The 13,804-nt window shown below is 59.5% G+C and carries 13 protein-coding genes; 5 read left to right on the plus strand and 8 right to left on the minus strand.

From position 1 onward, the window contains the following. Positions 1–66 precede the first annotated feature (66 nt). On the plus strand, positions 67–762 hold the full coding sequence (locus tag ACYZTZ_RS06215; RefSeq protein ID WP_056744180.1) for an HAD-IA family hydrolase: 696 nt from the start codon (positions 67–69) through the stop codon (positions 760–762). Between the two features lie 70 nt (positions 763–832). On the opposite strand, the gene ACYZTZ_RS06220 is transcribed toward ACYZTZ_RS06215, so the two are convergent. Continuing rightward, entirely contained in the window at positions 833–1,579 is a 747-nt protein-coding gene (locus ACYZTZ_RS06220) for a 3-oxoacyl-ACP reductase family protein (protein ID WP_008146002.1), read from the minus strand. 125 nt (positions 1,580–1,704) lie between these two features. On the opposite strand from ACYZTZ_RS06220, the gene ACYZTZ_RS06225 reads away from it, so the two are divergent. Further along, complete coding sequence (locus tag ACYZTZ_RS06225) at positions 1,705–2,628, plus strand: LysR family transcriptional regulator (protein ID WP_461997547.1); 924 nt, start codon at positions 1,705–1,707, stop codon at positions 2,626–2,628. A gap of 116 nt (positions 2,629–2,744) precedes the next feature. On the opposite strand, the gene ACYZTZ_RS06230 is transcribed toward ACYZTZ_RS06225, so the two are convergent. The 3 genes from ACYZTZ_RS06230 to ACYZTZ_RS06240 all read right to left on the minus strand — a co-directional run bounded on the left by ACYZTZ_RS06230 (position 2,745) and on the right by ACYZTZ_RS06240 (position 6,264). Then, positions 2,745–3,473, minus strand: coding sequence for an aspartate/glutamate racemase family protein (locus ACYZTZ_RS06230; protein WP_461997548.1), 729 nt, complete (start codon positions 3,471–3,473; stop codon positions 2,745–2,747). Between the two features lie 56 nt (positions 3,474–3,529). Then, positions 3,530–5,071, minus strand: coding sequence for an NCS1 family nucleobase:cation symporter-1 (locus ACYZTZ_RS06235; RefSeq protein ID WP_415759822.1), 1,542 nt, complete (start codon positions 5,069–5,071; stop codon positions 3,530–3,532). Positions 5,072–5,523: 452 nt separating this feature from the next. Next, complete coding sequence (locus tag ACYZTZ_RS06240; protein ID WP_223516759.1) at positions 5,524–6,264, minus strand: phosphoadenylyl-sulfate reductase; 741 nt, start codon at positions 6,262–6,264, stop codon at positions 5,524–5,526. Between the two features lie 173 nt (positions 6,265–6,437). Between ACYZTZ_RS06240 and thrH the strand changes: the two genes are divergently transcribed. Continuing rightward, the gene (thrH, locus tag ACYZTZ_RS06245; protein WP_109628821.1) at positions 6,438–7,055 is read left to right on the plus strand and encodes a bifunctional phosphoserine phosphatase/homoserine phosphotransferase ThrH; all 618 of its coding nucleotides are present in this window, start codon (positions 6,438–6,440) and stop codon (positions 7,053–7,055) included. A gap of 107 nt (positions 7,056–7,162) precedes the next feature. Here the strand turns inward: thrH and pabB are convergent, their stop codons facing one another. The 4 genes from pabB to rloA form a co-directional block, all read right to left on the minus strand. Further along, positions 7,163–8,500 (minus strand): aminodeoxychorismate synthase component I, encoded by a 1,338-nt coding sequence (pabB, locus tag ACYZTZ_RS06250; RefSeq protein WP_461997549.1) that lies wholly within the window; start codon positions 8,498–8,500, stop codon positions 7,163–7,165. Positions 8,501–8,810: 310 nt separating this feature from the next. Continuing rightward, positions 8,811–9,797, minus strand: a complete 987-nt coding sequence (locus ACYZTZ_RS06255) for an alpha-L-glutamate ligase-like protein (protein ID WP_461997550.1) — start codon at positions 9,795–9,797, stop codon at positions 8,811–8,813. Then, positions 9,797–11,332, minus strand: a complete 1,536-nt coding sequence (gene rloB / locus ACYZTZ_RS06260) for an osmotic stress tolerance membrane protein RloB (protein ID WP_461997551.1) — start codon at positions 11,330–11,332, stop codon at positions 9,797–9,799. The genes ACYZTZ_RS06255 and rloB overlap by 1 nt, the downstream gene beginning before the upstream one ends. A gap of 5 nt (positions 11,333–11,337) precedes the next feature. Then, positions 11,338–11,874 (minus strand): retropepsin-like aspartic peptidase RloA, encoded by a 537-nt coding sequence (gene rloA, locus ACYZTZ_RS06265; RefSeq protein ID WP_046047911.1) that lies wholly within the window; start codon positions 11,872–11,874, stop codon positions 11,338–11,340. Between the two features lie 302 nt (positions 11,875–12,176). Here rloA and ACYZTZ_RS06270 point away from each other — a divergent pair, with 302 nt between their 5' ends. Further along, the gene (locus ACYZTZ_RS06270; protein WP_176471555.1) at positions 12,177–12,896 is read left to right on the plus strand and encodes a GntR family transcriptional regulator; all 720 of its coding nucleotides are present in this window, start codon (positions 12,177–12,179) and stop codon (positions 12,894–12,896) included. Then, positions 12,893–13,783 (plus strand): methylisocitrate lyase, encoded by an 891-nt coding sequence (gene prpB, locus ACYZTZ_RS06275; protein ID WP_010456549.1) that lies wholly within the window; start codon positions 12,893–12,895, stop codon positions 13,781–13,783. Before ACYZTZ_RS06270 ends, prpB begins: the two co-directional genes overlap by 4 nt. Positions 13,784–13,804 lie beyond the last annotated feature (21 nt).

Genomic DNA, 13,804 nt, shown 5'->3' on the forward strand with positions numbered 1-13,804 from the left:
AATCGATCGCGGACCCGGCCGTACCTGAGCCGCCTCTGGGATGTCATAGAAAACGGATCAGATGCGATGAATGCACCGCTGAATGAATTCGGCCCGATCAAGGCCGTGATTTTCGATATGGACGGCTTGTTGCTGGACACCGAGGGCATTTACACCGAGGTCACGTCCATGATTGCTGCGCGTTACGGTCGGGTCTTCGACTGGAGCGTCAAACAGAACATCATCGGCCGTGGCGCGGGTGATCTGGCGCGCTATGTGGTCGAAGCGCTGGACCTGCCGATCACTGCTGAAGAGTTCCTGGTGATCCGCGAACCGCTGATGCGCGAGCGTTTTCCTACAGCGCTGGCGATGCCTGGCGCACAGGAGCTGGTCCGGCACTTGAAGGCCAACAATATTCCGATCGCGGTGGGCACCAGTTCTTCGCGTCAGTCGTTCGGCCAGAAAACCACCTTGCACCGCGACTGGTTCGCCCTGTTCGATTTCATTGTGACGGCCGATGACCCGGAAGTCGGCGCAGCAAAACCGGCGCCGGACATCTTCCTCACTGCCGCGCGCCGCCTGGGTGTAGCGCCTGAGGATTGCCTGGTGTTCGAGGATTCGCCGTTCGGTGTCACGGCGGCGAAAGCAGCGGGGATGACTGCGATTGCGATCCCGGATGCGGCGATGGCTGACGAAAAATACGCACACGCCGATGGCATTCTTCGTACGCTGAAAGCGTTCAAACCGAGCGCCTGTGGTTTGCCAGCGCTCGAATGGGCTTAAAGCTGCGTACATGAAAACGCCGGCAACCTGATCAGGGTTGCCGGCGTTTTTTTATGCGTGATTCAGAACATCAGGCGCCGAAACCACCGTCGATGGTCAGGCTGGCACCGGTGATGTAGCCGGCTTCGGGACCGACGAGGTAGGCGACGAAACTGGCGATTTCTTCCGCTTTGCCGTAACGACCCACTGCCATCAACGGGATCAGGCTTTCGGCGAAGTCGCCACTGGCCGGGTTCATGTCAGTGTCGACCGGGCCCGGTTGCACGTTGTTGATGGTGATGCCGCGCGGGCCGAGGTCGCGCGCCAGGCCTTTGGTCAGGCCGACCAGCGCCGATTTGCTCATGGCGTACGGGCCACCACCGGCGAAGGGCATGCGGTCGGCGTTGGTGCTGCCGATGTTGATGATGCGACCGCCTTCGGTCATGTGTTTGGCTGCGGCCTGGGTGGCGATGAATACGCTGCGCACGTTGATCGCGAGCGTCTGGTCGAAGTCTTCGAGTTTGAAATCTTCCAGCGGTGCAACGGCCAGCACGCCAGCGTTGTTGACCAGAATGTCCAAGCGACCAAAGGCTTTTACGGTGGCGGTCACGGCGTTGCGAATGGCCTCGGCGTCGGCGCTGTCAGCCTTGATGGCGAGGGCTTTGCCGCCGTTACCGGTGATGCTGTTTTGCAATTCTTCGGCTTTGGCCGTGGAGCTGACGTAGGTGAAGGCGACTGTCGCGCCTTCAGCAGCCAGGCGTTTGACAATGGCAGCGCCGATACCGCGGGATCCGCCTTGAATCAAAGCCACTTTGCCGCTGAGGTTCTGAGTAGTCATATCGATCTCCAAAGTCCCGAGGCGAGATGCGTCGGTTGATGGAGCCTAGTATCGATTCAGGATTACCGGCTGTGTAGACGGTAATTGCGATAGTCTGTGTAAACCAAAAGTTTATAGTGGCGCTTATGGAAACCTTCAGCAGTATCGAATGCTTCGTGCGCAGTGCCGAGGTCGGCAGCTTCGCCGAAGCCGCGCGCCGCCTGAGTCTGACCCCGGCGGCGGTGGGCAAGAGCGTCGCCAAACTTGAGGCGCGGCTGGGTGTGCGGCTGTTTCAGCGCAGCACTCGCAGCCTGACGCTCACTGAAGCGGGTCATCGGTTTCTCGGCGAAGTGAGTTCCAGTCTCCACACGATCCAGAATGCCGTGGCCAATCTCGCCAGCGCCGAGGGGCTACCCGCCGGGACGTTGAAGGTCAGCATGGGCACGGTGTTCGGGCGGTTGTATGTCGTGCCGTTGCTCGGGGAGTTTCTACGGCGATTTCCGGCGATCAACCCGGACTGGCATTTCGATAACCGTCAGGTCGATCTGATCGCTCAGGGGTTCGATGCGGCGATTGGTGGGGGATTCGAGCTGCCGCAGGGAGTGGTGGCGCGCAAGCTGACACCAGCCCACCGGGTGCTGGTGGCGTCAGCCGAGTATCTGACGGGGCGTGAGGTGATTGCCGAGCCCGATGATCTGAAGCATCACGATGGCATCCTGATTCGATCGCCGCAGACCGGTCGTGTGCGTTCCTGGCAATTGACCAGTCGCACCCAGCAACACAGCCCGCTGACGCTCAAGGCGCGGATGACCATGAGTGATTCGGAGGCGGCCTGCGCCACGGCCGCCCAAGGGTTGGGCATTGCGCTGGTGAGCATGCCGTTTGCCGTGGGCTATCTGGAGGCCGGGACTTTGCAGCGGGTGCTGCCGGACTGGTATGTCGACGATGGCAACATTTCAATCTATTACGCGGAGCACAAACTGCTGCCCGGCAAGACCCGGGCGTTTGTGGATTTCGTCATTGAGCAGTTTGCGGTGCAGGGGTTGGGGCCGCGGTTTAGTGCTCTTTGAGCCAGCTTCAAAACCGAGGAGCGGCCATCGCGAGCAGGCTCGCTCCCACATTGGATTTGTGAACGACACAGACCCATTGTGGGAGCGAGCCTGCTCGCGAAGAACGATAACGCGGTCTACTGCCCGAAACGCCCCGACCAGCCAATAATCTTCTTCGGCCGCGGCGTCGCATAAGTCCGCACTTTCGACGTCGACAATCCCAACCGCACCAACGACTCGGCAATCGTCACCGCCGCCGTCACACCATCCACCACCGGCACGCCAGTGCGACGGCGAATCTGCTCATCCAGCCCGGCCATGCCGCCGCAGCCCAGGCAAATCACCTCGGCCTTGTCTTCAAGCACGGCCAATTCCGCCTGACGAATAATTGCCTCCAGCGCACGCTCATGATCGGATTCCAGTTCCAGTACCGCCAAACCACTGGCCCGCACCGACGCGCAACGGTCCCAGAGTCCGGACAGTTTGAGGCGATCCTCGATCAGCGGCACGGTGCGGTCCAGCGTGGTGACCACCGAGTAGGCATGGCCGAGGAACATGGCGGTGCTGGCCGCCGCATCGGTGATGTCCACCACCGGCACGTTGAGCAATTCCTGCAAACCTTCGCGGCCGTGTTCGCCGTAACCGGCCTGAATCACGGCATCGAAGGGTTGGTCGTAGGACATCACCCGGTCCATCACCGCGATGGCGGCCAGGTAACTTTCGAAATTGCCTTCGATGGAGTCAGCACCGAAGTAGGGCGTCAGGCCAATGATTTCCGTGCCGGGCGCGGCCACGGACTGAGCCGAACGCGCGATGGCCTGGGTGATGGACTCGGTGGTGTTGACGTTGACCACGAGAATTCGCATGGGAAGTCCTTATAACGGGTGGTTCTGCGGCCCGACAGTGCCGGGCCGCCAAGGGATTAATGGCTGACGTTATCGACGGCGATGGCTTCGCCGCTGACGTCTGCGTAATGGGGCTGCCGTTTGGCGATGATCAGGTAGAGCATCCCGGCAATCCCGGCCCCAATCAGCCAGGAGAAGGGCGATACGCTGTCGAAGCCCGGTACCAGCGCCAGGACGATGGCGATCAGCGCGGCAGGAATGAACGCCGCGACGGCGCGTAAATTGACCCCGCGGCTGTAGTAATAAGCGCCGTTGGGGTCTTCGCTGTACAACTGCGGCACGTTGACCTGACCTTTTCGTACGAGCCAGTAGTCGACCATGATCACGCCGTACAACGGGCCGAGCAGGGCGCCGAGGCCGGACAGGAAATACACGATCACCAGCGGGCTGTTGTAGAGGTTCCACGGCAGGATCAGCACCGCGATGGTCGCGCTGATCAGCCCGGCGCGGCGGAACGTCAGGTATTTGGGCGCCAGGTTGCTCAGCACGAAGGCCGGGGCGACGAAGTTGGCCATGATGTTCACCGCCACGGTGACGATCAGGAAGGCCAGGCAGCCGAGCACCAGAAAGAAGGTGTTGGGAATCGAGGCAATGATCTCGGTCGGGCTTTCTATGATCCGTCCATTGATCTGAAATTGCGCACCGCAGAGCAGGACGGTGATGCTGGCGAACACCAGAATATTCACCGGCAGGCCCCAGAAATTGCCGACCTTGATGGTCTTGCGGCACGGCGAAGAACGGGCGAAGTCACAGAAGTTGAGGATCAGCGTGCCGTAGATCGACAGCCACAACGCGCCACCGGCAAAGATGTTGCGCCACATCTCACCGCCGGTCAGCGGTTCGCGGATCGACCAGGCGATGGTCGCGTTGGCCTGAAAGTACATCCACCCGGCGAGGGCGGCGACGGTCAGCAGAATCACTGGCCCGGCGAACGCTTCGTAACGCCGCACCATTTCCATGCCGTAGGCGAGAATCGCCAATTGCACGAACCAGATCGCCACGAAGCACACCCAGCCCAGGCTCGATAAACCGAGGATTGAGTTGTGGTCATAGTCGGCGAAGCCGGGATGCACCGCTGTCAGCAGTACGCGAAAGACCACCGAGGCCAGGTAGGTCTGAATCCCGAACCAGGCGATGGCGATAACGGCACGGATCAATGCAGGAATCTGCGCCCCGTGAATGCCGAAACTGATCCGGCTGATGACAGGAAACGGCACGCCGGTCTTTTGCCCCATGTAACCGGAGAGGTTCATGAAGCTATACACCAACGCCGCACCGATCCCCAGGGACAGCAGGATTTGCCAGCCGCCCAGTCCGAGCGCATATAGCCCGATGGCGAATGAGTAATTGGCGATGTTGTGAACGTCGTTGGTCCACAGGGCGAAGATGCTGTAGCGGCCCCAGCGTCGACCTTCGGCCTTGGTCGGCGCCAGGTCCTTGTTGTGCAGGCGAGGGCTGAGTACGACGGGTTCTTGAAACGTTTGGTCGTGAGGGGTTGAAGTGGGTGGGAAGGAGGGCAGATCCAGCGCGATGTTGTTATTGGAGAGGCTAGTACGCATTCCGGCAGGCTCCGAGCTTGGCGTCGCGATGACTGTGCATGAGCGTTGGCTCGACAAATCTTCGTCGCGGGCAGTCAGCATCATTGGTTACGGGGCATCTGCAGCCTGTACGGGATAGGGCGCTTCAGGCTTGCGGATCTAAAGTGTGTGTATGTTTTGATGTGATTGTATACAAAACATGTATGCACTTAAGCCAGATCCATGCCAGTCAGCGATCTATGAATTTCACTGTTAATTTCGTTTTGTTATCGGTTTGCGATAAGTATCTGAAATAAAGACGATATAAATTGACTGTTTGAACAGGTATTTATTTTTCAGTGGGATGTGTACGAAAGGTCGACTGAGGAAGTCAGGGCAGGGGCATGTAACTTTTTGGGGCGCTGAAATGAAAAGTGCACACACAAATGGCACCTATGGTGACATTCGTGTGTACACATTTGTTGGGGCGGTTTTTAAGCTTTGGATTTGCTGATGATGTTGCCCGCATGCAGCCCGCATTCTTTCTGCGTCGCTTCTTCCCACCACCAACGACCTTCGCGCTCGTGCTGGTTCGGCAACACCGGACGGGTGCAGGGCTCGCAGCCGATGCTGATGAACCCGCGTTCGTGCAGGCTGTTGTACGGAAGCTCCAGCATGCGGATGTAACCCCAGATCTCTTCACTGGTCATTTGTGCCAGCGGGTTGAATTTGTACAGGGTGCGTTCCGGGGTGGAGAACGCGGTGTCGATTTCCAGCACCGCGACGGCGCTACGAGTGCCAGGGCTCTGATCCCGACGCTGACCGGTGGCCCAGGCTGTCACACCGGAAAGCTTGCGACGTAGCGGCTCGATCTTGCGGATGCCGCAGCATTCGCCGTGGCCGTCCTTGTAGAAACTGAACAGGCCCTTTTCCTTCACGAAAGGTTCGAGCTTGGTGTGGTCCGGCGACACCAGTTCGATGTCGATCTTGTAGTGCTCGCGCACTTGATCGATGAAGCGGTAGGTCTCGGGGTGCAAGCGGCCGGTGTCGAGGCTGAACACTTTGACGTTCTTGTTCAGCTTCCAGGCCATGTCCACCAGCACCACGTCTTCGGCGCCGCTGAAAGATATCCACAGGTCATCGCCAAACTCGGCGAACGCGAGTTTCAGGATGTCCTGGGCGGATTTGTTGGCATAGGTCGTGGCGAGTTCCACGACGTCGAACGTTGGGCTCATCAGGGCGGCTTCCTACAGGTCGGTGGCGCTGGGCGCTCTATATAGGTCAGATGGTAACAAAATCCTGCAGCGACTGGCGCGCCCTATGCGTTGCACCGGTCAGCCTGAGTCGCTAGAGTTCGGCAGTCTTTTGGCTCGCTCGACTCAATAATCAATACAAATGGGAGTGTCTTGTGGAAATTGCCTGTCTGGATCTTGAAGGTGTACTGGTCCCGGAAATCTGGATCGCCTTCGCCGAAAAAACCGGGATTGAATCCCTCAGGGCTACCACCCGGGACATCCCCGACTACGACGTGCTGATGAAGCAGCGTCTGCGGATCCTCGACGAGCACGGCTTGAAACTCACAGACATCCAGGAAGTGATCGCCACGCTCAAGCCGCTGGATGGCGCCATTGAGTTCGTCAACTGGCTGCGTGAGCGCTTTCAGGTGGTGATTCTGTCGGACACGTTCTACGAGTTCTCCCAGCCGCTGATGCGTCAACTGGGTTTCCCGACATTGCTTTGCCATCGTCTGATTACTGACGATTCCGGTCGGGTGACGAGCTATCAATTGCGTCAGAAAGATCCCAAGCGCCAGTCGGTTTTGGCCTTCAAGAGCCTTTACTACCGGGTGATCGCGGCGGGGGATTCCTACAACGACACCACGATGCTGGGTGAGGCGGATGCGGGGATTCTGTTCCATGCACCGGACAATGTGATTCGCGAGTTTCCGCAGTTCCCGGCGGTGCACAGCTTCGAGGATTTGAAGCAGGAGTTCATCAAGGCTTCTAACCGGGCGTTGAGCCTGTAAACCCGATCCCTGTAGGAGCTGCCGCAGGCTGCGATCTTTTGATCTTGCTTCTTAACATCAAAAGATCGCAGCCTGCGGCAGCTCCTACAGGGGATGGTGTTGGTCAGTTACAGGTTTTGCAGGGTATCGAGCAACACCTTCACCTTTGTAATCGATTCCTGATACTCGGCCTGCCACTCGGAATCCGCGACGATCCCGCCACCGCCCCAGCAACACACCTGCCCATCCTTGACCAGCAAACTGCGAATGGCGATGGAGCTGTCCATCTCGCCGCGCACGTCCAGATACAACAAAGACCCGCAGTACAACCCGCGACGCGTCGGCTCCAGCTCGTCGATGATCTGCATCGCGCGAATCTTCGGTGCACCGGTAATCGAGCCGCCAGGGAAGCTGCCAGCGATCAGGTCCAGTGCATCCCGGTCATCCGCCAGTTCTCCGGTGACGCTGCTCACCAGGTGATGCACGTTCGGGTAGCTTTCCAGGCTGAACAACTCCGGCACCCGCACCGAACCGATACGGCAAGTCCGGCCGAGGTCATTGCGCAGCAAGTCGACGATCATCAGGTTTTCTGCGCGGTCCTTGGGGCTGGCCAGCAGTTCGGCGGCGTTTGCCGCATCTTCGGCAGCGGTCAGTCCGCGAGGGCGGGTGCCTTTGATCGGGCGGGTTTCCACATGGCGTTCGCTGACTTTGACGAAACGTTCTGGCGACAGACTCAACACCGCACCGCCGTCGGGCAGGCTCTGGAAACCGGAAAATGGCGTCGGGCACGCCGCCCGCAGCGCGCAATACGCGGCCCATGGATCGCCCTGGCACTGCGCGCGGAAGCGTTGGGCGAAGTTGACCTGGTAACAGTCGCCGGCCTGGATGTACTGCTGAATGCGTCCGAGCGCGTGGCGATATTCGTCAGCGCTCAGGTCGGCCTTCATCGGGGCTTTCAACGTGAAAGACTCGACTGCTTCAGCCGTAGGCTCACTGAACAGTGCGATCAGGCGCTGACGTTCGCTGTCGATCAGCGATGGGTGGAAGACCAACTGACTTGTACTCAGTTGGTGATCGCTGATCAGTGCCCAGTCATACAGCCCGAAACGTGCGTCGGGTAGTTGCAGATCGTCCTGCGCCTGACTCGGCAGGTTTTCTAGATGCCGACCGAAGTCGTAGCTCAGGTAACCGATGAGGCCGCCAGCGAAGGGCAAATCGTAAGGAACAGCCGCTTCACCGAGTCGTGTCAGATTGTCGCGAAGGCGTTGCAGGAAATCGCTGCCACTTTCGTCAGGCAATACCGCTATTTGCTCCAATGGCCAGGCACTGAGCAGGTCATAACGTCCACGCTCGGCACTCGGCCGGCCACTGTCGAGCAGCACGGCACCGGGGGCATGACGAATCGCCGCGAAGTACTCGGCGGGGTTGGCGCGATAGGGGAGCGGGTGTACGGAACAGGTCAACATGGGCGGGGCAGATCAGCCATCGAGGCGGGGGTGGCGATTGTAGTCTCCTCGGGGAATTGCTCCTAGAGGGGATGTCGGGGATTGGCAGGTTGGTGGAGGTTCAGGATTTGTGTCGGATTCAAAAGCCACCCCTCACCCCAGCCCTCCCGAAACGTCGGACCGCCCCAGTGGGGAGAGGGGGAAAGGGAGCCGATCTTCAAGCTTTTCAGAATCTAAGTTCGACTCGGAATCTCAGGTCGCAGTGTTTCGAACAATCGCATCGGTCAGTCCCCTCTACCTCTGGGAGAGGGTTAGGGTGAGGGGGCCAATTTCAGCCCTCAACCGCAGGTATATGCCCAAACATCTCCTGAACAAACTCAACCCGTTCCTGCACCGTCTCAACAACCCCGCGAGCCTTCAACTCTTCCAGCCGCGCTTCAACTGCATGGGTGCGCAACGTCAGCCCGCAATCATTGGCAATCTGAATGTTCAACCCCGGCCGGGCGTTGAGCTCAAGAATCAGCGGTCCTTTCTCCTGGTCCAGCACCATGTCGACACCGATGTAACCCAGCCCGCACAGCTCATAGCAGCCCGCGGCAAGTTTCATGAAACCGTCCCAGTAGGGCAGTTGCACGCCATCCACTGCGTTGGTGGTGTCGGGGTGTTTGGCGATGATGTTGTTCAGCCAGGTGCCGCGCAGGGTCAGGCCGGTGGCCAAGTCCACGCCGACGCCGATGGCGCCCTGGTGCAGGTTGGCCTTGCCGCCGGACTGGCGCGTCGGCAAGCGCAGCATGGCCATCACCGGGTAACCCATCAGCACGATGATGCGGATGTCCGGCACGCCTTCATAGCTGATGCTTTTGAAAATCTGGTCCGGGATCACCCGGTATTCGATCAGCGCGCGGTCGCGGTGCCCGCCCAGGGAATACAGGCCGGTGAGGATGCTCGAGATATGGTGCTCGAGTTCCTCATGGTCGATGATCTTGCCGGACACTGTGCGATAGCGCCCCTCGAACCGATCGGCAACCACAATGATGCCGTCACCGCCGGCGCCCTGGGCCGGTTTGATCACGAAGTCGTTGCGCCCGCCGATGATGTCGTCGAGGTCGTCGATTTCCTTCTCGGTGGAAATCACGCCATACATTTCCGGTACATGAATGCCGGCGGCGATGGCACGTTCCTTGGTGATGATCTTGTCATCGACAATCGGGTACAGACTGCGCTTGTTGTACTTGAGCACGTAGTCTGCGTTACGCCGATTGATCCCCATGATGCCCCGGGCTTCCAGGGCCTTCCAGGTCTTCCAGAAGCCGAACATCAGGCGTCAGCCTTCTTCAGGAACGCCTTGAAACGCACCAGTTCGGTCAGGCGGTAACCGCGATAACGACCCATCGCCAGCATGAAGCCCACGAGGATCAGCAGGATCGCCGGGAAGGTAAACACGAAGTAAATCAGCTCCGGCACGGTCATGATCAGGTGCGCCAGGGACGCCGCGAACAGCGTACCGATCGCCACTTTCATGGCATGGCCGGAACCGCGTTCTTCCCAGGTAATCGACAGGCGTTCGATGGTCATGGTCAGAATCACCATCGGGAACAGCGCTACCGACAACCCGCGTTCCAGGCCGAGTTTATGGCTGAGCAGGCTGATGGTCGCGATCAGCACCACCACGAAGGTCAGCACCACGGACAGCCTCGGCAGCATTTGCAGCTTCAAGTGTTCAAGGTAGGAGCGCAGCGACAGGCCCAGCGCCGTGATGATGGTAAACAGCACGATACCGAAGCCGAGCTGGGTTTCCCGGAAGGCCAGGGCGATCAGCACCGGAGTAAAGGTGCCTAGGGTTTGAATGCCGATCAGGTTGCGCAGGATCAAAATCACCAGTACGCCGATCGGGATCATCACCATGATCATGAACGTCTGCTGGGTTTGCAGCGGCAGGCCGTACAGCGAGTATTCGAGGAAGTTGGCGTCGGTGTTTTCGTCGGTCAGCTTGGCCAGGCGAATCGCGTTCATTTCGCTGTTGTTCAGGCTGAAGGTCACGTTGGCTTTCTTGCCGCCATCGACAGTGATCAGGTTTTCGTCGCCGGTCCACCACAGCAGGCGGTCGGTCGGCAGGCCCTGTTCACCGGTTTCCGGGTTGAAGTACAGCCAATCGGTGCCGTTGAAACTGCGCAGCCAGAGTTCCGGTGTTTGCGGTTGGTCGGCCACCAGACGAATGGTGTGGACCTTTTCCACTGGCACGTGCGCGATGGACAGCACCAATTCGACGATTTTCGCCTTGTGCCCGGGGGACGGATCGCCGCCCAGCAGCAGTTTCACGTTGTCGTCGTTGAGATTGTTGACACGCTTGATGGCTTCGCCGATGAAGGTTTCGACGTCGGCCGAGTGCTGGCGGATCGGTGCGAGCAGGGCTTCGGCGGCGACTTTTTCCGCGCCTTCGACGGCAATGCTGTCGCGGAAGGTCGGGCCTTTGATCTTGGATTTTTCACCGGTGTAGCGCTTGGTCAGCACCAGGCGGTAATAAAGGGTCTGATTGCCCTTGGCCCGACGTGCCGACCAGGTGACTTTGCGGTTGCCGTCGGCACGGTTCACGGCCACGCCGTAGTTATTGGAAATGAAACTCTCGTTGAGGCTGACGTAATCGCGGCTCAGCGGCGGCACGAACATCTGGATCTTGACCGGGTCTTTGGTGCTGGCGACGAACTCGACTTTGGCGTCGATGTTCCACAAGTCGTCGGTGGCGTCTTCGGTCACGGGGATGCCGAGCACGAAGATCTGATAGGCCGTGACTGAAATACCCAGCACCACCAGGATGGCGATCAGGAATTTCAGGTGGAGGGTAAGAGAGCGCATTGGAATTACTCTGCGGTATGAGCGTCGGTGGCGCAGGCGGGTTTGCCAGCAGCGTATTTAAGACTGGGGTCAACCAGCGCATCGAAGCGTTTCAGCGCTTCGGAGCCGATCAGCAGCGGGTATTGGAAGGCGCTGCGGTCGGTCAAGTTCACTTCGATACTGCGTAAAGCCGACCCCATGCAGATATCCAGCTCGATCACCGGACGGGCGGTGTACTTCTTGCCCTCTTCCGGGTCGTAGTCGCCGGCCCGGCGCTTGATCTTGCTGACGCGGGCCAGTGGCCGTTCGATCGGGTGCGAGTGCGCAGCGTCGATCGCCAGATAGAAGCGCACCCAGGATTCGCCATTGCGTTTGAAGCGTTTGATGTCACGGGCACTCAGGGACGCGGTTTTCGCCCCGGTGTCGAGTTTGGCGGCGACTTCCAGGTCGATGCCGTCCAGGGAGGCGTACTCGTTGAGGCCGTAAACAGTCTTTTCCCCCGCCGCGGCGAAACCGGGCAGGCAAAGTAGATAAAGGAAGGTGGGGAAGGGCTTGAGTCTCATAAATCCTGGTGCGCAGCGGTCCGTACTTCTATTCAAGGCCCTGGCATCGCTGCGCAAGCTCCCTCGTATGCCTATCAACTGTTTATGACAAGCAGTGCAGATGTCACAAACAAATGCGGCCGGCATTCTAGCACGGTGGTTTTATGGCGCCACCGCCGGGAGGCGGCTATAAACAGAAGGACTGCGTCGTTCTGGTGCAGTCGGTTATTAGACGATTGTCGACAATACCTATTTATCCTTTGACTAAAAGGTCTGTATTCGCTAGTTTTTGCGGCATCAGCTTTCAAGGTGTCGACAATATGCTGGATCAACTCGATCCCCCGGTAATAGCCCAAGACGATTCGGAGACACTGTCCGAGAACGTCTTCCGGCGCATTCAGGCGGCCATCGTCAAGGGCGAGATCGCCCCGGGCAGCAAGATCTCCGAGCCGGAACTGGCGCGCACCTATGGCATCAGCCGCGGGCCGCTGCGTGAGGCGATCCACCGTCTGGAAGGCCAGCGCCTGCTGGTTCGCGTGCCGCACGTCGGGGCGCGGGTGGTTTCGTTGAGCCATGCCGAACTGCTGGAACTCTACGAAATCCGCGAATCCCTCGAAGGCATGGCCTGCCGTCTGGCGGCCGAACGCATGACCCTCGAAGAAATCGACGAACTGCGCCGGGTCCTCGAAACCCATGAGCGCGATGCGGCGTTTCAGGCCGGTGTCGGCTACTACCAGCAGGAAGGCGATTTCGACTTCCATTACCGAATCATCCAGGGCAGCGGCAACCGCACCCTGACGCAGATGCTCTGCGGCGAGCTCTATCAGCTGGTGCGCATGTACCGCATCCAGTTTTCCACCACGCCCAATCGTCCGCGTCAGGCCTTTGCCGAGCACCACCGAATTCTCGACGCCATCGCCGACCGTGACGGTGAGCTAGCCGAGTTGTTGATGCGCCGCCACATCGGCGCCTCCAAACGCAATATCGCCCGTCACTACCAGGACGGCACACACCAGACAGCCACTGAACGAGGTGAGTCATGAGTTCCAACAAGAGCACTCCAGGCCAGCGTTTCCGCGATGCGGTCGCCAGCGAACATCCGCTGCAAGTGGTCGGCGCGATCAACGCCAATCACGCGCTGCTGGCCAAGCGCGCCGGTTTCAAGGCTATTTATCTGTCGGGTGGCGGGGTGGCTGCCGGCTCCCTCGGCGTGCCGGACCTGGGCATCACCGGCCTGGATGACGTGCTGACCGACGTGCGCCGCATCACTGACGTCTGCGACCTGCCGCTGCTGGTGGACGTGGACACCGGTTTCGGTTCCTCGGCGTTTAACGTGGCGCGTACCGTCAAGTCGATGATCAAGTTCGGCGCGGCGGCGATTCACATCGAAGACCAGGTCGGCGCCAAGCGCTGCGGTCACCGTCCTAATAAAGAGATTGTGTCCCTGCAGGAAATGGTCGATCGCATCAAGGCTGCTGTTGATGCGCGCACCGATGACAGCTTCGTGATCATGGCCCGTACCGACGCCCTGGCGGTGGAAGGTCTGGAGTCCGCTCTGGATCGCGCCGCGGCGTGCATCGAGGCCGGCGCCGACATGATCTTCCCGGAAGCCATCACTGAACTGGACATGTACAAGCTGTTCGCCAACCGCGTGAAAGCGCCGATCCTGGCCAACATCACCGAATTCGGCGCGACGCCGCTGTACACCACCGAGCAACTCGCCGCTGCCGATGTGTCGCTGGTGCTGTACCCGCTGTCGGCGTTCCGCGCGATGAACAAAGCCGCAGAAAACGTCTACACCGCGATCCGCCGCGACGGCACGCAACAGAACGTCATCGACACCATGCAGACCCGCATGGAGCTTTACGATCGCATCGACTACCACACCTTCGAGCAGAAGCTCGATGCGTTGTTTGCGGCGAAGAAGTAAGTCGAATAACTCCCTAACAAA

The sequence above is a fragment of the Pseudomonas sp. LB3P58 genome (assembly GCF_054897895.1).